Origin of the sequence: Thalassospira sp. (assembly GCF_002709775.1) — a bacterium.
Lineage (GTDB): Bacteria > Pseudomonadota > Alphaproteobacteria > Rhodospirillales > Thalassospiraceae > Thalassospira.
Genome location: NZ_PAQR01000026.1, coordinates 48,382 through 69,024, shown reverse-complemented (window position 1 = coordinate 69,024; position 20,643 = coordinate 48,382). Strand labels below are relative to the sequence as shown.

Here is a 20,643-nt window from a genome sequence, read left to right as displayed (position 1 = left end):
GAAAGGTGAACAGCCAACCTCGAAACAGACTGGTCAAACCCCGGCCTGCTGTGCGACAGTTGCCTCAGAACGATTACAAAGAACGACGATAAAAAGCCCCGGAAACTCAAGAACACCGTTTAAACGCCACCATGACCAAGCCACTGATCGACAAATACGGCAGACATGTCTCTTACCTGCGCGTCTCGATAACCGACCGCTGCGATTTCCGCTGCACCTATTGCATGGCGGAAAACATGACCTTCTTGCCGAAATCCGACGTTCTGTCACTCGAAGAACTCGATCAGCTTTGCACGGCTTTCATCACGCGCGGCGTGCGCAAACTGCGCCTGACCGGAGGCGAACCACTGGTGCGCCGGGGCATCATGGACCTGATCGCCAATCTGTCGCGCCATCTTAAAACCGGCGCGCTTGATGAACTGACCATGACCACCAATGGCAGCCAGCTTGCCACCTATGCCGATGACCTCGCCCGCCTCGGTGTGAAGCGCCTCAACATCTCGCTCGACAGCCTTGATTCACAGAAATTCACCGAAATCACCCGCCGTGGCCGCCTTGAACAGGTGCTGGCCGGGCTTGAGGCCGCCAAACAGGCCGGGATTTCAATCAAGATCAATACGGTTGCGCTGCGCAACTTCAACGAAGATGAAATGTCACGCCTTGTCGCTTGGTGCGGTAAGGAGGGCTTTGACCTTTGCCTGATCGAAACCATGCCGCTTGGCGACATTGATGGCGATCGCACCGATCAATACCTGCCGCTGACCGCTGTGCGTGAACGTCTGGAGCAGGAATACACCCTGATCCCGTCCGATCACGTCACCCCGGGCCCGGCGCGCTATACCACCGTGGCTGAAACCGGCGGACGCCTTGGCTTCATCACGCCGCTCACCCATAATTTCTGCGAAGGCTGCAACCGCGTGCGCGTGACCTGCACCGGCACCCTTTACATGTGTCTTGGTCAGGAAGACCACGTTGACCTGCGCGCCGCACTTCGTACCGGCGACCCGCGTGCGCTTGATCAGATGCTTGATGCCGCCATGGACCTCAAACCCAAAGGCCATGACTTCGTCATCGACCGCAAAGGCCAGAAACCGGCCGTTGGTCGACATATGAGCATGACGGGCGGCTAAGCAGCCCCGGCAATCCTTGCCAAAACCACTGCAATCTCCCCAACCGATGCATTGATCAGGTGTGATGCACAATCGGTGCAATCACTGCTACCAAATCCGGGCACCGAAACCTGTGATTCCGGTTCCTGCAAAGCCGCGCGCAGCACACACTCATTCCCGCCCGGCACGACCAGTACAGATACGACCTGCCCTGCCCCGTTTGAGGTCAGTTCATCGACATGCCAGTGGGGCTTCTTGTCCACCTTGCAGTGGCGTTTGACGCGTGCGGCAATGCCGCCGGGGCCGTTGGCGGAACCGCAATAAAGGTAGGTTCCCTTGGCAAGGGTGGCACCTGCGAAGCGTTTGTTTTGAAGAGTAAGGTCAGCGCTGAGTTCAATGACCAGAACGTAAGCCCCGGCAACTTTGGGAAGCTGCCGGAGGGTTTCGTCATTTATCTCTTTGATAAAGGTATTCACGCGTCCGGGGACTCTCGCAGCAACAGATCAATCGAAAGACCGGGGCCAGCCATGCCGTTGGTCAGGACCGGTTCGCAATGTTCATTGATCCGCGCACCTATGCGTTGGCGAAAACCGCTGAAGCGTTTTGAGGCCACCACATCGACCGGTTCATCCAGATGCACCTCGACCCGGAACACACCGGGTGTCGGGGTGGCTGTTACACTGCGAATAAGTCCGGTCACGGCATGACCAAGATACGACCCGGCAAAGCGTTTACCGATGCCAAGGTCCGACACACTGGTCGGGATATTGCGCCTTGCCATGGCAATGGCGGTGTTCCAATCGCGGTAACCGTGGCTTTGCGCCAGAAGTTCCAGCGAACCGGTATGCGAAATGGTGACGTCACGCGCCGCCAAGGCTTTGCGCAGGCGTTTTGCCTGTGCCTTGAGCGTTTCGGTCGCATCGGACTGAATATCGCCAGATGCGATATTGAGCGTATTGGAAGTCATTGATGTCTCCACGCAGGAGGCCGGGGGTCCGCATTGCCGGGCCGTACCCTGATCGGGAAACGGGTCCGAAAAATTCATTCAACGCACTTTACCAAAGGCATAGACCTTGCGGACGGCAGGTGTGCGCAACCAGAAGAATGCGTATTAGTGCAATATCGCGCCAAACACAAGGCCCAGGCGTTGTCTGTCATCACCGGATAACGGGCGTTTCACAAAAATTGACAGCCCCCGTGACAACAACATATACCAATGAAAACAAGTCATATCGGCGGTCCCGAATACAGCGCCGATCAACCATAAGGAATATGCGCCATGGCCATGGAAGCCTACGAAATCGAAAGCATGATCAAGGAAGCCCTGCCCGATGCACAGGTCCGCATCGAGGATTTGCGCGGCGATGGCGATCATTACGCAGCAATTGTTGTCTCTGAACAGTTCCGTGGCAAAACCCGTGTTGTTCAGCACCAGATGGTCTATTCCGCGCTTAAAGGCAAAATGGGCGGCGATCTGCATGCGCTGGCCCTGCAGACTTCTGCACCGGACTGATCACCGATCACGCCACCGCAAGGCACGCGCCACCATGCACCGCCTTGCCCGACCGATTTCAGGGGTCGTTTCATTCCGACCCCTGATGACTTTCAGATCGCACTGAGCTGGTCCAACGTTGTCGCGGCCGGTCACAGCCCCGTTCACTGACCACCGCTTAACGTTAGGTCTCGCCCCGATGTCCTCTCAGGAAAAACCGGCATTGATCGGCCCAGGCCCCCTCGCCGGTCTTGGTGCCTTTATCTTCTGGGGCTTTTTCGGCCTGTATTTCAAACAGGTCGCCTTTGCCACCCCGTTTGAAATCCTTTCACACCGGATTGTCTGGTCGGCCGCACTGACCTTGTTGCTGGTCTTTGTTCTGGGCCGGCGCAAAAAGCTGTGGGAGCTGATTTCGTCGGCGCGCACCCTCGGCCTTTTGTTTCTTTCAAGCCTTCTGGTGGCGGGCAACTGGTTGCTTTACATCTGGGCTGTCACCAGCGCGCATGCCCTTGAAGCCAGCCTCGGCTATTACATCATGCCGCTGATCATGCTGATCCTTGGGCGGATATTCTTTGCTGAAAAACTCAACCGTATCCAGATCCTGTCGGTGGCGATTTGTGCCGCCGGGGTTTTGAACCTTCTGGTGTTTTATGGCGACATGCCGTGGGTGGCCCTTGGGCTTTCAACCCTGTTTGGCTTTTATGGCGTCATTCGCAAATTCGTCCCGGCTGATCCGATTGCCGGGCTGTTTGTCGAGTGCATCCTGATCACGCCGATTGCGCTGGGATATCTCTTCTGGATTGCCCATACCGGTGACATGACATTCGGGCAGATCGGGTGGGTCGAAGATGCACTTTTGATCGGGCTTGGGATTTGCACGACCGGGCCGCTGGTGATGTTTGCCTACGCCGCGCGGAATATGAAATTCTCGGCCCTTGGGTTGATGCAATATCTTAATCCGACCATCCAGTTCTTTGTTGCTGTTCTGATTTTTGGCGAGGCCTTTACCGAGGCCCACATGATCACCTACGGGCTTGTTTGGGTCGGGCTTGCGATTTTCACTTGGGACAATCTGCGCACCGCGCGGCAAAATCGCGCCAAGAGTTGACAGAACCGCAGGTTCCAGCCATATCTTCGCCCATAAAAGTTTAATCCGAATTCGCGGCACGAACTGTGCTGCCCAAAGCCAAGGACAATCATTATGACCGACAATCCGGTATTCGAGCGCATCCAGAAAGACGTCGATGACAATGACGTCGTCCTGTTCATGAAGGGTACCGCAATGTTCCCGCAGTGCGGCTTCTCCGCTGCTGTTGTTCAGGTCCTGGCCGAGCTTGGCGTTCAGTTCAAGGACATCAACGTTCTGGTCGATCCGGCGATCCGTCAGGGCATCAAGGACTTCTCGAACTGGCCTACCATTCCGCAGCTTTACGTCAAGGGCGAGTTCCTTGGTGGTTGCGACATCGTGCGCGAAATGGCTGCCAGCGGCGAGCTGTCCCAGCACCTTAAAGACAAGGGAGTTGCCGTCGCTGCCTAAGGCGCGATTGCCCGCATTCAAAACGCGCTGCGCAGGGTTCCTGCCAGCGCGTTTTTTTATGCCTATGCCGCCCGCCAACCCACAACGCGTGCGATCATTTCAAAGCGCTCACAAAACTATTTCTTGATGGTTTGACGCCCACCCCCCATCTTTATGGCATGCTGCTATTTGCGCCACAGGGGGAAGGTCACCGGCATGAAACCAGCAATCAAATCAATGGCATGTTTTGCCACCTTGCTGCTTGCAATCGCGTTTGTGTTGCCCACCCTGCCCGCACAGGCACAGATGGCCGCCGTCACCGCCCTTAGCGGCTCTGACAATACCGAGGCTGATCCACTCCCCCAAGATGACGTGGTCACTGAGACCTTCAGCTATTACGGTTTCCTCGAAGAAGGTGTCACCCGCACCCAGGCCCGCATTGCCGAGACCTTAAGCGGGCTTGATGCCTTTCCGGGCGAAATTGATGACACCGCCGAATTCCTCTCGACCGATTTTGGCCAAAGCGGCCTGATGCGCGTTTTCCTGTTTACCGCGATTTTCGTTGGTGTCGGCATCATCATCGAGGTGATCTATCGCAGGCTTTCAGCCCCGATGTGCGCCTATCTTGAATCCTCCCACCCTCAGAAATTCTCCGACCGGCTTAAAAACATGGTCGGGCTTTGTGTGCTGTCGCTGCTCTCGCTCTTTGCCTTTGCTATTGGGTCGCTTGGCACCTTCATGATGTTTGACTGGCCTGAAATCATGAAGGCCGCCGTCATGTCGCTTTTGATGGCGTTCTTTGCCCTGCGCGTTCTGATCATTGTCCTGCAGTTCCTGTTTGCCCCCAAGGCCGAGGGGCTGCGCATGATCAATGTCGATCCGGTGGCAGCGGGTGCTCTGACCAAAAGTCTGACATGGACGTCGGGGATTTCACTGTTTGCCTTTGCGCTTGCCGGCGTGTTCAGTGCTGCACCGACGATTGTTGCTGGCGACATCATCCTGTTTGATCTTGCCGTGGTAATATCGGTACTGACCTTTTGCGTCGCGACCGCGTGGCTGGGCCGGTTCTTCGCCCATCACACCACCAGCACCGGGGTTGAAAAAATGGCCCTGCCGACATCGATGGCCCGCCTTTGGCCGGTGATTGTTTGTGGCTGGTTCATTCTGGTCGGTGGCGTTGCCATCATCGGCGCCGAGCGGATCCTAAAGGCGCTTCTCGCCATTGGTCTGGCCTGCCTGTTTGATGTTGTCTTGCGCAATATCATCGAAAGCCAGCATCGCAAGAAACTGCAAATCGCCGAGGACGAAGCCGCCGAACAAAACGCCGCGGCCGAGGCCATCGCCCAAGAGAATGACGAGGTGTTCGAGCCCGTCAAACCCAAGGCACCGGTCTTTACCAAGGTGCTTAAACGCGGGGTACGGCTTCTGGCACTGGTTTTTGTCCTTGCAAGCATGTGGCGCATCTGGGGCTTTGACCGTTTGGCACAGTCTGACGATGCCGGGATCATTGCCCGGATCATTGATAGCTCAACCGAAATCATCATGATCCTTCTGATCGCCGACCTGATCTGGTCGCTGATCAAGGCGTTTCTCGATGAACGCATGAGTGCGTCCAATCAGGGCAATGCAGGGGATGAAGGCGGTGGGTCGGGACTGTCGCGGGTTGAAACCCTGCTGCCGCTGCTCAAAAACTTTGCGCTTACGGTGATCATCATCATGGTGACGATGGTGACACTCTCGGCACTGGGGGTCGATATCGGCCCGCTGATTGCCGGTGCCGGTGTTGTCGGCCTTGCCCTTGGCTTTGGCAGTCAGGCGCTGGTACGTGATGTGGTAGCCGGGGTTTTCTTCCTGCTCGATGATGCGTTCCGGCTGGGTGAATATATCGAGGTTGATAATCTGCGTGGCCGGGTCGAAAACATCTCGATCCGCTCCATGCAGTTGCGCCATCACCGCGGCCCGCTTCAGACCGTCCCGTTTGGCGAAATCAAATCGATCGTCAACCACAGCCGCGACTGGGTCATCGTCAAACTGGAATTCCGTGTCCCGTTTGAAACCGATGTGAACAAAATCAAGAAACTGGTCAAGAAACTGGCCGCCGAACTGCTTGAAGATCCGCTGATTGGCGACAGCTTCATCGAACCACTGAAATCCCAGGGTGTTCGAAGGATGGAAGAATTCAACATGGTGATCGGGCTGAAATACACATCAAAGCCCGGCGAACAGTTCACCATCCGCAAAACCGTCTATCAACGGGTTCTTGCCATGTTCAAGGAAAACGGCATCCAGATGGCCTCGCGCAACGTCAAGGTCGACGTCCCGCCAGATGCGACGCCGGAACAAAAGCAGGAAGCTGTGGCGGCCGCAGCCCAGCATGCGTCCGAGCAGCTTAACAAGCCGCCCGCCTGATTGGGGTTTCATGCAAAATCCGGACAAACAAAAACGCCCGCTGTTTCCAGCGGGCGTCTTCGTATCGGTTCGTCGCGAAATCCGTAAGGATTAACGCGAGTAGAATTCGATGACCAGGTTCGGCTGCATCTGAACCGGGTACGGAATTTCTGCGAATTTCGGTACGCGAACGAAGGTGCCTTTGAAGGCCTTCGCGTCAACGTCGAGATATTCCGGAACGTCACGTTCGTTCAGGTTGGCAGCTTCCATAACCATCGGGATTTCGCGCGAAGCGGATTTCACTTCGACAACGTCACCTTCTTTAACAAGGTAGGACGGGATGGTTACTTTCTTGCCGTTGACAAGAATGTGGCCGTGGTTAACGAACTGACGTGCAGCAAACACGGTCGGAACGAATTTCATGCGGTAGATAACCGCATCAAGGCGCTGCTCAAGAATACCAACCAGATGCTCGGAGGTATCGCCCGGACGACGGGAAGCTTCTTTGTAGTAGCGCAGGAACTGTTTTTCAGAGATCGAGCCGTAGTAGCCTTTGAGCTGCTGTTTAGCAAACAGCTGGGTACCATAGTCGGTCGGCTTCTTACGGCGGGTTGCGCCGTGCATGCCCGGTGCATATTCGCGCTTGTTCAGCGGCGACTTAGCACGGCCCCAAAGGTTCACACCAAGGCGGCGGTCAATCTTATGCTTTGCAGCAATACGTTTCGACATTTTGTAACTCTCTTTTTTTAAAGATCACTTATTGTCCCGATAGTTTCCAACCGCCTGAAGACCAGACATGCGGAACGGGGACGAAACCACCTGTTTCGACCCACTTTCTCGGAAGTGAGGCGCAATATAGAGATCACGGCCCGAGAGTCAAACGAAAATGGCCGTTTTCATGACCTGCCGATGCAAGCACTGCCTGCAGTTTTCGCAAGGCTTGTCATGCCAGCGCAAGTCCTTTCCCAACCAGCACAGATTATCTGGCGGCATTCCAAGGCCTTAGACCTGTTTTCCCGCCACATTGACGATTGTCATATCATCCAGAGGCGCCCCAAAATTAAAATATTATCATTGATTAATTATCCAGAATTTGGAGCGCCCCCATGAATAAATCCACAATCACCCCGGTCCGCTTTGCCTTCATGTTCCTTCTGATGGCTGTTCTTCTTGTTTTGAATGTCGCCATCGCCCGAGCCGATGATAAATCCGATGACAAAATCAACAAGGCCCTGATCATCCTAACCAGCCCGTCCCTGCAGACCCAGGGCATGGCGATGGTTCTTGGCAACACCATGCAGGCGCAAGGTGTCCGGGTCGATGTTCTTCTGTGTGACAAGGCAGGCGACCTGGCACTCAGCGCCACCCAAAGCCCCGCCCTTGAGCCGAAAAGGGTCACCCCCGAGCAGCTTCTGACCAAATTGATGAGCGGCGGTGCCTCGGTCAATGTTTGCGCGCTTTATCTGCCCAACAGTTCACATGATCAAACTGCGCTTCGCGATGGCGTTGGTGTCGCAACCCCGCCGGCCATGGCCAAGATGATGGTTGACGAAGATACCCGCGTCTTCTCGTTCTAAGCCCCAAGGACCCCACGATGATGAACATGCTTAAAATGCGCCCCGTTATGGCAGGTCTGGCTTTGCTTGCTGCCATCGCCCTTTCCGCCGCAGTACCGGCATCCGCCAAGGCAGATGAGCTGGGAATTTCCACTCAAGAGGCCCTCGAACTTTCATCGCAGCAGGAGAACGTGCTGTTTGTCGATGTCCGCGATCCGGTGGAAATCCTGTTTATCGGCTTCACTGATGCGGTGGATATCAACATCCCCTATCTGATGGTGGATCGAAGCCAATGGGACGCAGAAAAGGGCCGGTTCCGGCTTTATCGCAACCCGAACTTTGCCGCCGAGATCGAAGCGGCCCTTAAGGCACGCGGCATGGATAAGAACGCCACCATAATCACCATGTGCCGGTCCGGCAGCGAACGCGGCAAACCAAGTGCCGCCTTCCTGCAGGAAAACGGCTTCGCCAATGCCCGCTATGTCGTTCACGGCTTTCAGGGCAGTGCTATCAAGGAAGGCCCGCAAAAAGGCCTGCGCCTGCTCAATGGCTGGCAGAATGACGGCCTGCCCTGGCAAAGCAAACCGAACCCGGACAAGATCTATCGCCTAGATCGGCCATAAGGCCGCCCAGCTTGGCACTTCGCCAAGTGCCCCCCGCCAAAAACAATAAGGGCTCCCTGACCAAGATCGGAGAGCCCTTTATTTTCGATATCAAACCACGCAAGCGTTACGGCTTGTGCTTGCCGCCGCGCATGGCAACGATCATGCCGCGCAGCGTCTGGACTTCCTGATGGGTCAGGTTGGCACGGTTAAAGATATTGCGGATATTGCGCGCCATGCCGGGGCGTTTTTCGGCCACCCGGAAGAAACCGGACTCATCAAGCTCGTTCTCAAGATGCACGAACAGACGTTCCATATCATCCTTGGTCGCCGGGAAGGTGTCGGCCATCATCAATTGATAATCGGGCACATCAACGCCCGCCTGCCACCATTCATAGCCGATCAGCAACACCGCCTGCGCCAGATTGAGCGAGGTAAAACCGGGATTAAGCGGCACAGTGACCACCGCATCGCCCATGGCGATATGTTCGTTGCGCACACCAGTGCGCTCCGGGCCAAACATCACGCCGACTTTCTCGCCACGCGCAACCACGCTGCGCATTTCCGGTGCCAACCCCTTGGGGGTAAAGACAGGCTTGATGGCATCGCGCGTGCGGGCTGTGGTAACATACACCCGGTTGAGATCAGCAAGCGCATCTTCTTCGCGCTCGAACACCTTGGTATTATCAATGACGATGTCGGCACCCGACGCATTGGCGGTTGCCCGTTCATTCGGCCAGCCATCGCGCGGACGCACCAGACGCAAATCCACCAACCCGCAATTCAACATCGCGCGCGCTGCCTTGCCGATATTATCGCCAAGCTGCGGTTCGATCAGAATGATCACGGGTGGATTGGCAATCCCGCCTGTTTCAGGCTTGGCACTGCCGATGGGCTCGCTCATCGCGCTAAACTCCGATCGTCAAAGGAAGGGTGACGGGCATTCCCGTCCATATTGGCGCTTACTTAGCAAAAGCCAACCGTTCGCGCCAGCCTCCATGTCTCGAACGAAAACAGCCGGACCTTTACAAGACCCGGCTGCGTCTAAAACTTGATCTGTTGATCACGCGTGCTGGCTGCGCACGCCCGACTTGAACAGCTTATAGGTTATGGAGTCACGCAGCGCGTTATAGGACGCCTCGATGATGTTGGTTGAAACACCCACGGTCGCCCAATTGTTGCCTTCCGCATCACGGCTTTCGATCATGACGCGGGTTACTGCACGTGTGCCATCGCCTCGTGTTATGATCCGGACCTTATAATCGATCAGTTCGATCTGCTCGACCGCTTCGCGGTATTCCGGCACGGTCAGAAGAACCTTGCGAAGTGCTGCATCAAGGGCGTTGACCGGACCATTCCCTTCGGCAACCGACATGAACTGGTCATCGCCGACCACGACCTTGACGGTGGCTTCCGACATGGTGATGACCTGCTCGTCCTGTTCATCGACCCAGCGACGTTCGTCAATCACGCGGAACGATGTCACGCGGAAATAGCGATCAAGCTCACCCATGGCTTTGCGCGCCAGCAATTCAAAGCTGGCCTCGGCCCCGTCATAGGCAAAGCCATCAAATTCACGCTGTTTGACGGTCTCGACCAGTTTGCCGACGGCTTCCGATTTCGGATCAACATCGACACCGATTTCACGGAAACGCGCCAGAATGTTGGATCGGCCCGCCTGATCCGAAACAAGGATATGACGCTGATTGCCAACCAGATGCGGCTCGACATGCTCGTAACAAGTCGGGTTCTTTTCGACGGCTGAAACATGCAAGCCGCCCTTATGGGCAAAAGCGCTGTCACCGACATAGGCGGCTTGGCGCAGCGGTTCACGGTTCAGGCGCTCGTCAAGGATGTGCGAGATGCGGCGAAGGCTGGTCAGCTGGGCATGGGAAATACCAACGTCATACCCCATTTTGAGCATCAGGGTCGGAATGATCGAAATCAGGTTGGCATTGCCACAGCGCTCACCAAGACCGTTCAAGGTACCCTGCACCTGACGCGCACCAGCGCGCACCGCCGCCAATGAGTTCGCGACCGCATTTTCCGTATCATTATGGCAATGAATGCCGACATGCGTACCGGGGATCTGGCTGCAGACATCGGTGACAATGTCAAAAATTTCGTCGGGCAGCGTACCGCCGTTGGTGTCACACAAAACAACCCAGCGCGCACCGGCATCATATGCCGCCTTGATCGCCGAAAGCGCGTATTCCCGATTGGCCTTGTAGCCGTCAAAGAAATGCTCGGCATCGAACATGACTTCGGAAACCTTGGTTTTCAGATGCGCGATAGAATCCGAGATCATCGCAAGGTTTTCATCAAGCTCAATCCCGAGTGCCTCGGTCACCTGAAAATCCCAGCTTTTGCCAACCATGCACACGATCGGCGCATTTTGCGCCAGGCTGGTCAGCCCCGGATCGTTGGATGCCGAACGCCCGGCACGACGTGTCATGCCAAAAGCCGTCAGTTTGGAATTCTTGAGCTTCGGCGGGTTGGCAAAAAATGCGTCGTCGGTCGGGTTTGCCCCGGGCCAGCCGCCCTCAATATAGTCAATCGACAATTCGTCCAGCGCCTTGGCAATCGCGGTTTTATCCGCGGCCGAAAAATCCACGCCCTGGGTCTGCTGCCCGTCGCGCAGGGTACTGTCATAGAGATAGACGCGCTTGTCTGACATTTTCATTCCAACTGATCGATAGTCTCTCTTGGGGCGGCGCTGTTATTACCGCCTCTGTTCTTCCCGCGCGGGGGATATGCCCATATCCGCTGCGGGTCTGGCAAATTGCCGCAAAACAGCCCTTAGCGCAACAGCATTGCTAAATTTGACGCATTCAGGGCAATTTCCACTCTATTTTAAGAAATTACCCACCTTTAGGATAGCAAGCCTGTCCCCTTGAATGATTGTAACCCCCACTACCCGATGATTAACTTTACTAAATCATAGGCTGCGTGATCGCCCTCTTGCCCAAAAACAAATACACACACTGATCGCGCGACGTCCGGGAACAATAAAAATGGTAAATGACGCCACCACCAGCGTTGACATCATGATGCTTGCCGGTCTGACATGGGAACGTACCGGTCGGAATTGCTGGACAGCATCGGATCGCTTCGCCCGCTACACCATTTTCCGCGACATTGACGAACGCTGGTACGGCGACTGGGAACGCGACGGTGAACTGACCCGCGCGGAATGGTCCTGCCCGATCCTGGAAACCTTTGCCGAATACATGGTCGATAACGCCCGGCGGCAACCGAACTGAACATTACGCCCGGCTCACCCCGGAAAAATCAGAAAAAACTGATAAAACGACCGTTTAGGACGCGTAAGGCCAGTCTTTTCCTTGCGTTTGACGTCATGTCGATTATGTGTTGGGGTAGCGTAACGTTACATAACCCAAGGCAATTCTATCCAATGACTAAAGCCATTCCCATGCAGATCGACATTGTTTCGGACGTCGTCTGTCCGTGGTGCATCATCGGTTACAAGAATCTCGAAGATGCCATCAGCCGTCTCGACGGTGAAATTGACGTCACCCTGCGCTGGCACCCGTTTGAACTGAACCGTGATATGCCGCCCGAAGGCCAGGACCTGTCGGAACATATCAACGAAAAATACGGTCTTACCGCCGACCAGAGTGCCGATAACCGTGCACGCATCACCATGATGGGTGAAAATGTCGGCTTCCCGATCCATTTCAGTTCGGATTCACGCATCTACAACACCTTTGATGCGCACCGCCTGCTTTACTGGGCCGGCAAGGAAGGCGAATATGGTCAGCAGACCGCGCTGAAACTCAATCTGTTTGCTGCCTATTTCCAGGGCGGGGACAACACCGCCGATCACGGTGTCCTGAAACGCGCGGCCGAGGAAGTCGGTCTTTCCCCGGATCGTGCGGCCGAAATCCTCGCCAGTGACGAATTCGCCAAGGAAGTCCGGGCCGAAGAAGACGAGTTCGGCGATGCCGGCATCAGTTCTGTGCCAACCTATGTCGTGAATGGCAAATTCGCCATTTCCGGTGGCCACCCGCCAGAGGTCTTTGAACAGGCCCTTTCGGAAATCGCCCGTCAGGGGGATGAAATCCTGGCCGAAGCCCAGAACGACGCCTGATTATCGGCACCCGCCAGACAAACGATCAAAGCCCGGTCCCTTTGGATCGGGCTTTTTCGTTCCGCTCGACAGAATTCAACCACTGATCTAGGCTGACTTTGCCACCACCAAAGGAAACGCCCCATGATCAGTTTCACCGAAATCGGGCAGTATCTTCCCGGGATATTGCTATCTTACGCCGCTTTGCTTGTCGGGCTCATCAGCCCCGGCCCTGCCCTTCTGGGCTTGATGGGCGTTTCCCTTGATCAGGGCCGCCGTGCCGGACAGCATTTTGCCCTTGGCATTGGAACCGGATCGTTCTCGATCGGTCTTCTGACCCTGACCGGCTTGTCGGCTGTGTTGGCGACCTACGCCGATGCAATGACCGCCATTCGGATTTTTGGCGGGCTTTATTTGCTTTGGATGTCTTACCGCGCATTTCGAACCGCATTTCGCAAGGCCCCAAACAGTGCGGACGTCCAGATCGCCGTTGATCCCCGGCAAATCTCGGGACGTGGCTATTACTTTCGCGGTCTTGGCCTGCACCTGACCAACCCGAAGGCCATCCTGACCTGGATCGCCATTATTTCCATCGGGTTTCAGGAAGGTGCGCCGCTTTGGGTCGGGGCTGCAATCGTCATTGGCTGCGGGCTGATTTCGACCAGCACGCATTTGCTTTATGCAACCGCGTTTTCCACCGCACCGGCCATTTCAATCTATCGCCGGGCGGCAAGCTGGATCAACGGCTTGCTTGGTGTGTTCTTTGCCGCTGTCGGTTTGCGTTTGCTGTTTAACCGATAAACCTGCCAACTGACCTAAGCTTTAGGCGTTTCGTCCTTGGTCGCGTCACCCTCTGAGTTGGCGACCGCCTCTTCGGCTGCAGCTTCCTCGGCCGCCGCTTCTTCTGCGGCGGCTTCAGCTTCTGCCTCCGCCTGTTCGGCTGCCCACACACCGGCGGTTTCAACTGCCATCGGTGATGCCGTCGGCAGGACACTGACATAGCTTTCGGTTTCTTCAACCGGCAGGGCTTCACGGCGCGTCATGCGATAAAGCGCATAAACCGCAATCACCGCAAACGTCATTGCCAGAACCAGCCAGAACGATTGCGCACCAAGATGCTCCATCGACCAACCAGCGATAAGCGGGCCCAAAATTGCGCCCACCCCGAAGGTCAGCACCAGACCGCCTGAGGCGGCCGGCATATCTTCAAGCGGCAGGAAATCGTTGGTATAGGCCAGAAACAGCGCATAAAGCGGGGTGGTCATGCCGCCCGCGACAAAGGCCGCCGACATCATAAACATCAGGTTGTTCCCCGATATCCATCCCAACGTACAGGCCGCCATCGCCACCATCGAGGCACCAAAAATCAGTTTGCGGCGATCCATGCGGTCGGAAAGCCAGCCAATCGGGAACTGAAACACCAAGGCGCCGGCAAACAGCATCGCGACAAAGGTCGCGATCTGTACCGTCGTCATTTCGATCTGGGTGCCATAAACCGCCGCCATACCGGTCTGGGTGGCATAGACACAGCCCAGAAGGAAGATACCCACGGTACTTAGCGGCGATCCCGAAAACAGCTCCTTCAACCCCATCGGACGGGCGGCCTCGGTCACCGGCACCGAAGATGCCGAAAGCAGGATCGGTGCAAAGGAAATCGAAACCAGGATAGAGGCGACAATAAACAGCGCCGAGGTTCCGGCATCCCCCAGGGTCAACAGACCCTGCGCGCCAATAATGCCAAGCGTCTGGGCAATCATATAGGCCGACAGAACCTTGCCACGGGTTTCGTTGGTCGAAGAATCATTAAGCCAGCTTTCCGCCGTGACATAAATGCCCGACATGCAAAAGCCCAAAATCACACGTAACGCCGTCCAGGCCCAGGGTTCGGCAATCAGTGGAAAGGCAATCAACCCGGCAGAGGTAAAGCTGCCAAGGGCGGCAAAGACGCGGACATGGCCAACACGCTTGATCATGCGCGGCGTCAGTCGCGCCCCGGACAGGAAGCCTGCAAAATACCCCGATGTCACAATCGCAAGCTCGGCCGAGGAAAATCCTTCGATGCCGCCGCGCAGACCAATCAGTGTGAAATGCATGCCATTGCCCAGCATGATCAGGACAACACCAATAAGAAGTGCCCAGACACTGGTTAAAACCTGGATCATGGCTCGCCCTTTCACGCTTGGGGATTACCGAAAAGTCATTCTTGTCTGTGCTCACTGCGTCTCGGCCTGATGCAGGATTGGTTCAGACAAACGACTTGTTTCAGCAAAAAGTACGAAACCACCGATTGACGGTGGTTTCCAGACTTTTTTGTCCATGAAGGGAATTTTTTGGCCTAGGCTGCCGGGTCTCTGATTTCCGCCTCTGTCAGGCGCTTGGTGGTCACCCCGTTCTTAAGATCAAGCCAGCCGCAGAAAACCGTGATCCAGACCGCCGCCAGCATCACCATTGCAACCTGTTGATCCATCACCCACAGCGTCCCGGCTGAAATCACGCACCAGATCAAAGGTACAGGCAAAAGAACCCAGCGCCACGTCCCGCGCGACAGCAACACAAACCCCAGGGTACCAAGTGCGGTCGGGTCCGCCGCACTGCCAAACAGCTCCGCCTGCAGCAAATCGCGCCCTTCGATCAATCCGATAAACGGGTAGGCAATCAGGGCAAAGGCCACCAATGTCAGCCCGACATAACTGGAAAGATCACCCCGCCAGCCAAAGCGAAGCGGCAATGGCCGTGCGGCAAAGATGGCAAACAACACGACCTGAAGGGCAAAGCCCGGCAACAGATACGGAATGGCCCAGTTGATCGGCTGATAATATTGCCAAAGGAAACCATAACCACACCACGCCCAAACCAGCGCCAACAGCACCAGAATAACCCGGTTGCCTCGAAAACCGTGCCGAAGTGCCAGGCCCGATGCGATCAGGCCGGCGATGACCGCACTGGCAACCACCAGCCACCAGGTGCTGTTCATGGTTTCAAACAGCCGGTAATAGACGCGCGGCGAAAACAGCAACAAATCCGCCAGTCCGTAATCCCACCATTCACTCATGCTGTTTGCCCCGCACTTGCATCGCTCACACCAAAACGCCGATCACGGCTGCGATCTGCTCGCGCATTTTATCATCGGGCAACGGCCCGGTTGCTGCTGCCATGTTTTCCGCCGCATGGGCCGGTTTGGTCGTGGCCGGGATCGGGCACGTTACCGCCGGATGGGCGATCAGATATTTCAAAATCAGCTGCGCCCAGCTTTTGACTTCAAGCTCACGGGCAAATTCCGGCAAGGGCTGTCCTTCCAATCGTTCCGTCAGACTACCACCGCGAAACGGCCGATTAACGATCACAGCAATGCCACGATCATAGGCCAGCGGCAGTAGATATTCCTCAACCTTGCGATCAACCGGGTTATAGGTCACCTGCACGAAATCAAGCCGCTCATTCTTCATCACGGCCATCAGGTCATCGGTCCGTCGCCCATGCGACGTCGTCACACCGACATAGCGCAACTGCCCGGCATCTTTCATGCGAAACAGAAGGGGTAAATTGTCATTGATGCCCAGCAGGTTATGAACCTGCAAAAGATCAAACTGCTCGACCTTCCAGCGATCCGACGTTTCGGCGATCTGATCGGCCCCGTCGCCCGATGTCCAGACCTTGTCGGTCGAAAATACCTTGTCATGCGCACCCAGCGCATCAAGCCCATAACCAATCACATCCTGCGCGGAACCATACATCGGTGAACTGTCGATCATGCGCCCACCAGCCTTGAAAAAGGCCGACATCACATCCGCGCACTGATCGCGCAATTCCATGTCATTGCCGACATTGAACGTGATCCAGCTGCCAAGCCCGACTGCCGGAATTGTTTCACCCGTCGACGGGATTGTTTTCTGAATAATATCCGGAAGGTCGCTTTTGGTACTGGATTGAGCAAAGGCAGGCCTGTTTGTCCCCGCCCCAAGCACACCAAGCCCACCAAGGGCAGCAATAGCCCCCGCCGATTTCAGGAACTTCCGACGATCAAGATCTGACATGGTTCGTTCAATCCTTGTGGTTCGCGGATCATCTTCAATCAGGAATTTGGCAAAAATCTGCCCACCTGTTTCCGGCAATGCAATTTAATGACCAACATCTCTTTGCCCCTGTTCGGGATTGCTGGATTAATGCTTGACCTAGAGTGCACTCTATCACCTAGCTTCCTTCGGGACTGCATACCCCTTCCAAATGATGGTGACCGTCATGATGATTGGTGAAGTGGCTGAAAAGACCGGCTTTAGTGTTCATACGCTTCGGTATTACGAAAAGATCGGCTTGTTGCCGGAAACCTTGCGTGATGCCGGTGGACGACGGGTTTATGGCCCGGATGTTCTGGTTTGGCTTGAATTTGTCGAACGCCTTAAACAAATCGGCATGCCGATCCGCGACCGGGTGCGATATGCCGAGATGCGTGCACTTGGCGACAGTACGATTTCCGAACGTCGGGAATTGCTCCAGACCTATCGCGATGACTTGGCCAAACGTGTGGCCAGTCTCAGTGAAACACTTGATGTCCTTGATGCCAAAATCACCACTTACGAGACGGCTGCCAAATGCAATGGAGCATCCCGATGAGCAATCCCGTCACCACCGTCCGAGCCAGCGCCCTTGAAAAAGGCCGTGATATTGTCGCCCAACTCAACCCGCCGCTTGAGGCGCAACTTGCCGAAAAATATGACGCCCTTGTTCCGGACTTTGCCGAAAGCCTTGTTGAATGGGCCTATGGTCGTCATTACGCCCGATCGGGTCTTGATCTTAAAACCCGCCAACTTTGCACGATTTCTGCACTAACAGTTCTTGGTGGTCAGACTGCCCCGCAGCTTAAGATCAACATTCACCACACACTAGCTGCCGGTGCCTCGCGCACCGAAATCATCGAAGCCGTCTGGCAAATGGCCGTCTATGGCGGACTTCCCGCCGCGATCAATGGCCTCAATGCCGCGCGCGACGTTTTTGAAGAACTTGATGCCAATCAGGGTTAAATCCCGAACAGCCAAAGAAAAAGGGCCGCAGCTTGGAACTGCGGCCCTTTCTGATCTCGATTGTCGCTTCGCGCTTATACACGCTTCCAGCTGGTACCTTCCTTGAAGTCTTCAAGGATGATGCCGCGCGACAGAAGGTCATCACGGATTTTATCGGCGGTTGCGAAATCCTTGTTCTTCTTGGCGTCCGCACGCTGGGCGATCAGCCCTTCGATTTCAGCGGCCTCGTCTTCATCGGCCGACCCGGTAAACCAGGCTTCCGGATCGCATTCCAGAATGCCAAGAAGCTTGGCCGCAGCAAGGATTTCACCTTTGGCTTCCGCGCGTTCGAATTTCTTTTCCGCCTTGTTGAACTTGGTCACAAGGTTATGGAATTCCGAAATCGCAAGCGGCGTATTCAAATCATCACACAGCGCATCCAACACCGCACGCGGCACTGGCATCGCTTCGGGCGTGACATCCGCACTCTGACGAAGGGCGGTATAGAAACGATCCAGCGCCTCTTTGGCCTGACGCAGGTTTTCTTCCGTCCAGTTGATCGGCTGATGGTAATGGGTTCCCATCATCGCCAGACGGATCGCCTCACCCGGCCATTTTTCAAGCAGCTCATGCACGGTTACGAAATTGCCCAGCGACTTGGACATCTTTTCGCCCTCAACCATCAGATGGCCGTTATGCATCCAGTATTTGGCGTAGCTTGAGCCCTTATTGGCGCAGCAGCTTTGTGCCAGTTCGTTTTCATGATGCGGGAACACCAGATCCGAACCACCGCCGTGAATATCAAAGTTTTCACCGAGATAACGCGTCGACATGGCCGAGCATTCAATATGCCACCCCGGGCGACCACGGCCCCACGGGCTATCCCATCCCGGAATGTCATCGCTTGACGGTTTCCACAGCACAAAATCAGCCGGATCTTTTTTATAGGGCGCGACTTCGACACGCGCACCGGCGATCATTTCCTTGCGATCACGGCGCGACAGCTTGCCGTACTCATCGAACTTCTCGACCGAAAACAGCACATGCCCCTCGGCAGCATAGGCAAAGCCCTGTTCGATCAGGCTTTCGCACATGGCGATCATTTCGGCGATATGTTCGGTTGCGCGCGGCTCGATATCAGCCTTGGCGGCATTAAGAGCGCCCATGTCATCCAGATAGGCCTGATGCGTACGCTTGGTGATTTCCGAAATCGGCTCACCACTTTCCTTGGCGCGTGCATTGATCTTGTCATCAACGTCCGTGACGTTCCGAACGTAGGTCACTTTTGGGTAGATATGGCGCAACACGCGCACCAGCGTATCAAACACCACCACGGGCCGGGCATTACCGACATGGGCATAGTCATAGACCGTCGGGCCGCAGACATAGAGGCGCACGTGATCGGGGTCGATCGGCTCAAACACCTGCTTTTCGCGGGTCAGCGTGTCAAAAATACGAAGGGTCTTGGTCATTTCAAACGTCCGTTTGGCTGTGGTATCGGGTCAAATGCGTACATTTTCCGGCGATCAAAGCAGATGCTTAGACCGCCTTCCCACACAACCGGTCACGTGCCTTTTCAGACCCGATCAGAACCAGCATCGTCGACATTTCCGGACCATGTTCACGCGCGGTCAACGCCTTGCGAAGCGGCATGAAAAGCTGCTTGCCCTTGCGCCCGGTTTCTTCTTTAAGCGCCGTGGTCCAGGTTTTCCAGCTCGTACCATCAAGCTCGCCTTCAGGCAGCATTCCTGCCGCCTGCTTCAGGAACTCGGCATCTTCTGCATCGATTTCCGGAATGACGTTTTTGTGGATCACATCCCACCATTCGAGTGCCTCTGCCACGCGCCAGCAATTGCCGCGCACCGCATTCCAGAACATCTCGTCAGCATCTGCCATGCCCGCGGCTTCAAGCTTTGGCTTGGCGGCCTCAAACGACATGTCGTGAATGACTTTTTCATTAAGGCTTGCGAGTTCTGCCGGATCGAATTTCGGTGTGGATCGGCCATAATGATCAAGATCGAATTTATCAAGAACCTGGGAAAGGTTCGCTGGCTCGATCTTGTCCGATGCACCAAGACCGGTCAGAAGACCGACAAGTGCCTCGACCTCAAACCCGTCATTACGCAGCTCGCGCAGCGAAAGACTGCCCAAACGTTTTGAAAGCTGCGAACCACCCGGCCCTGCCAAAAGCGGCATATGGGCAAATTCAAGCGCGCCCGGCTTCCCGCCAAGGGCGAGATACAGCAGGATCTGCGACACGGTATTGGTCACGTGATCTTCACCGCGGATGATGTGGGTAACACCCATCTCAAGATCATCCACGACCGAGCCCAGCATATAAAGCAGCGATCCGTCTTCACGGATCAGAACCGGGTCAGACACGTGTTCGGTATCGAACGAGCACACACCACGCGTCAGGTCATCCCATTCCACCAAGCCATCGGTCAGAAGGAAACGCCAATGCGGCTTGCGGCCTTCGGCTTCAAGGGCTGCGATTTCTTCATCGGTAAGGGTCAATGCCTTGCGGTCATAGATGAACGGCTGATGGCGCTGGCGGGCGGCCTTGCGCTTCCAGTTCAGTTCACCTTCGGTCTCGTAGCACGGATACAGCATTTCGCGCTTTTTGAGGTCTGCAATCGCCGCGTCATATTTATCAAGACGCAGGCTTTGGCGTTCTTCCTGATCCCAGTCGATGCCAAGCCATGTCAGGTCTTCACGGATCGCATCGACATATTCGTCTTTGGAACGCGCCGGGTCGGTATCGTCAAAGCGCAGGATGAATTTCCCGCCTGATTTCCGGGCATAAAGCCAGTTCATCAGCGCCACACGGGCGTTACCGACGTGAAGAAGCCCGGTCGGGCTGGGGGCAAATCGCAGAACAGGTTTTGTCATT

The 20,643-nt window shown here is 55.7% G+C and carries 22 protein-coding genes; 12 read left to right on the top strand and 10 right to left on the bottom strand.

Annotated features, from left to right (window positions below; all coding sequences use genetic code 11):
- The first annotated feature begins 131 nt into the window (after nt 1-131).
- The gene (gene moaA, locus CMO10_RS10740) at nt 132-1,130 is read left to right on the top strand and encodes a GTP 3',8-cyclase MoaA (protein ID WP_297021766.1); all 999 of its coding nucleotides are present in this window, start codon (nt 132-134) and stop codon (nt 1,128-1,130) included.
- Here the strand turns inward: moaA and CMO10_RS10735 are convergent.
- Together CMO10_RS10735 and CMO10_RS10730 are read right to left on the bottom strand one after the other, a co-directional pair.
- Nucleotides 1,127-1,585, bottom strand: coding sequence for a GIY-YIG nuclease family protein (locus tag CMO10_RS10735; RefSeq protein WP_297021763.1), 459 nt, complete (start codon nt 1,583-1,585; stop codon nt 1,127-1,129). The genes moaA and CMO10_RS10735 overlap by 4 nt on opposite strands.
- Nucleotides 1,582-2,076, bottom strand: coding sequence for a glyoxalase superfamily protein (locus tag CMO10_RS10730; protein ID WP_297021761.1), 495 nt, complete (start codon nt 2,074-2,076; stop codon nt 1,582-1,584). Before CMO10_RS10730 ends, CMO10_RS10735 begins: the two co-directional genes overlap by 4 nt.
- Before the next feature lie 312 nt (nt 2,077-2,388).
- On the opposite strand from CMO10_RS10730, the gene CMO10_RS10725 reads away from it, so the two are divergent.
- From CMO10_RS10725 to CMO10_RS10710, 4 genes are all read left to right on the top strand, one after another.
- Complete coding sequence (locus CMO10_RS10725; RefSeq protein WP_044827588.1) at nt 2,389-2,622, top strand: BolA family protein; 234 nt, start codon at nt 2,389-2,391, stop codon at nt 2,620-2,622.
- Between the two features lie 178 nt (nt 2,623-2,800).
- The gene (gene rarD, locus CMO10_RS10720; RefSeq protein ID WP_044827587.1) at nt 2,801-3,709 is read left to right on the top strand and encodes an EamA family transporter RarD; all 909 of its coding nucleotides are present in this window, start codon (nt 2,801-2,803) and stop codon (nt 3,707-3,709) included.
- Nucleotides 3,710-3,802: 93 nt separating this feature from the next.
- The gene (gene grxD / locus CMO10_RS10715; RefSeq protein WP_297021757.1) at nt 3,803-4,138 is read left to right on the top strand and encodes a Grx4 family monothiol glutaredoxin; all 336 of its coding nucleotides are present in this window, start codon (nt 3,803-3,805) and stop codon (nt 4,136-4,138) included.
- Between the two features lie 195 nt (nt 4,139-4,333).
- Nucleotides 4,334-6,526, top strand: coding sequence for a mechanosensitive ion channel family protein (locus CMO10_RS10710; RefSeq protein ID WP_297021754.1), 2,193 nt, complete (start codon nt 4,334-4,336; stop codon nt 6,524-6,526).
- 90 nt (nt 6,527-6,616) lie between these two features.
- Here CMO10_RS10710 and rpsD read toward each other — a convergent pair whose 3' ends face one another.
- Complete coding sequence (gene rpsD, locus CMO10_RS10705; RefSeq protein ID WP_008891604.1) at nt 6,617-7,234, bottom strand: 30S ribosomal protein S4; 618 nt, start codon at nt 7,232-7,234, stop codon at nt 6,617-6,619.
- Between the two features lie 377 nt (nt 7,235-7,611).
- Between rpsD and CMO10_RS10700 the strand changes: the two genes are divergently transcribed.
- Both CMO10_RS10700 and CMO10_RS10695 read left to right on the top strand, forming a co-directional pair.
- Nucleotides 7,612-8,082: a DsrE family protein gene (locus CMO10_RS10700; RefSeq protein ID WP_297021751.1), complete on the top strand. Its 471-nt coding sequence runs from the start codon at nt 7,612-7,614 to the stop codon at nt 8,080-8,082.
- Nucleotides 8,083-8,099: 17 nt separating this feature from the next.
- Nucleotides 8,100-8,684, top strand: coding sequence for a rhodanese-like domain-containing protein (locus CMO10_RS10695; RefSeq protein ID WP_297021748.1), 585 nt, complete (start codon nt 8,100-8,102; stop codon nt 8,682-8,684).
- A gap of 106 nt (nt 8,685-8,790) precedes the next feature.
- Here the strand turns inward: CMO10_RS10695 and CMO10_RS10690 are convergent, their stop codons facing one another.
- Nucleotides 8,791-9,567, bottom strand: coding sequence for an RNA methyltransferase (locus CMO10_RS10690; protein ID WP_044827584.1), 777 nt, complete (start codon nt 9,565-9,567; stop codon nt 8,791-8,793).
- Nucleotides 9,568-9,726: 159 nt separating this feature from the next.
- On the bottom strand, nt 9,727-11,340 hold the full coding sequence (cimA, locus tag CMO10_RS10685) for a citramalate synthase (RefSeq protein ID WP_297021743.1): 1,614 nt from the start codon (nt 11,338-11,340) through the stop codon (nt 9,727-9,729).
- A 337-nt stretch (nt 11,341-11,677) separates the two neighbouring features.
- Here cimA and CMO10_RS10680 point away from each other — a divergent pair, with 337 nt between their 5' ends.
- The 3 genes from CMO10_RS10680 to CMO10_RS10670 all read left to right on the top strand — a co-directional run bounded on the left by CMO10_RS10680 (nt 11,678) and on the right by CMO10_RS10670 (nt 13,554).
- Nucleotides 11,678-11,926, top strand: a complete 249-nt coding sequence (locus CMO10_RS10680) for a hypothetical protein (protein ID WP_297021738.1) — start codon at nt 11,678-11,680, stop codon at nt 11,924-11,926.
- A 152-nt stretch (nt 11,927-12,078) separates the two neighbouring features.
- Complete coding sequence (locus tag CMO10_RS10675; RefSeq protein ID WP_297021737.1) at nt 12,079-12,774, top strand: DsbA family oxidoreductase; 696 nt, start codon at nt 12,079-12,081, stop codon at nt 12,772-12,774.
- A 123-nt stretch (nt 12,775-12,897) separates the two neighbouring features.
- Entirely contained in the window at nt 12,898-13,554 is a 657-nt protein-coding gene (locus CMO10_RS10670; RefSeq protein WP_297021734.1) for a LysE family translocator, read from the top strand.
- 14 nt (nt 13,555-13,568) lie between these two features.
- On the opposite strand, the gene CMO10_RS10665 is transcribed toward CMO10_RS10670, so the two are convergent.
- From CMO10_RS10665 to CMO10_RS10655, 3 genes are all read right to left on the bottom strand, one after another.
- Nucleotides 13,569-14,915: an MFS transporter gene (locus CMO10_RS10665; RefSeq protein WP_297021732.1), complete on the bottom strand. Its 1,347-nt coding sequence runs from the start codon at nt 14,913-14,915 to the stop codon at nt 13,569-13,571.
- Between the two features lie 173 nt (nt 14,916-15,088).
- Nucleotides 15,089-15,805, bottom strand: a complete 717-nt coding sequence (locus CMO10_RS10660; protein ID WP_297021730.1) for a DUF6064 family protein — start codon at nt 15,803-15,805, stop codon at nt 15,089-15,091.
- Nucleotides 15,806-15,830: 25 nt separating this feature from the next.
- The gene (locus CMO10_RS10655; protein WP_297021728.1) at nt 15,831-16,787 is read right to left on the bottom strand and encodes an aldo/keto reductase; all 957 of its coding nucleotides are present in this window, start codon (nt 16,785-16,787) and stop codon (nt 15,831-15,833) included.
- Nucleotides 16,788-16,992: 205 nt separating this feature from the next.
- On the opposite strand from CMO10_RS10655, the gene CMO10_RS10650 reads away from it, so the two are divergent.
- Nucleotides 16,993-17,364, top strand: coding sequence for a MerR family transcriptional regulator (locus CMO10_RS10650; protein ID WP_297021726.1), 372 nt, complete (start codon nt 16,993-16,995; stop codon nt 17,362-17,364).
- Complete coding sequence (locus CMO10_RS10645; RefSeq protein ID WP_297021724.1) at nt 17,361-17,771, top strand: carboxymuconolactone decarboxylase family protein; 411 nt, start codon at nt 17,361-17,363, stop codon at nt 17,769-17,771. The genes CMO10_RS10650 and CMO10_RS10645 overlap by 4 nt, the downstream gene beginning before the upstream one ends.
- Before the next feature lie 74 nt (nt 17,772-17,845).
- Here the strand turns inward: CMO10_RS10645 and cysS are convergent, their stop codons facing one another.
- Nucleotides 17,846-19,222, bottom strand: coding sequence for a cysteine--tRNA ligase (cysS, locus tag CMO10_RS10640; protein WP_297021722.1), 1,377 nt, complete (start codon nt 19,220-19,222; stop codon nt 17,846-17,848).
- A 67-nt stretch (nt 19,223-19,289) separates the two neighbouring features.
- Entirely contained in the window at nt 19,290-20,642 is a 1,353-nt protein-coding gene (gene gltX, locus CMO10_RS10635; RefSeq protein ID WP_297021720.1) for a glutamate--tRNA ligase, read from the bottom strand.
- Between the last annotated feature and the right edge of the window lies 1 nt (nt 20,643).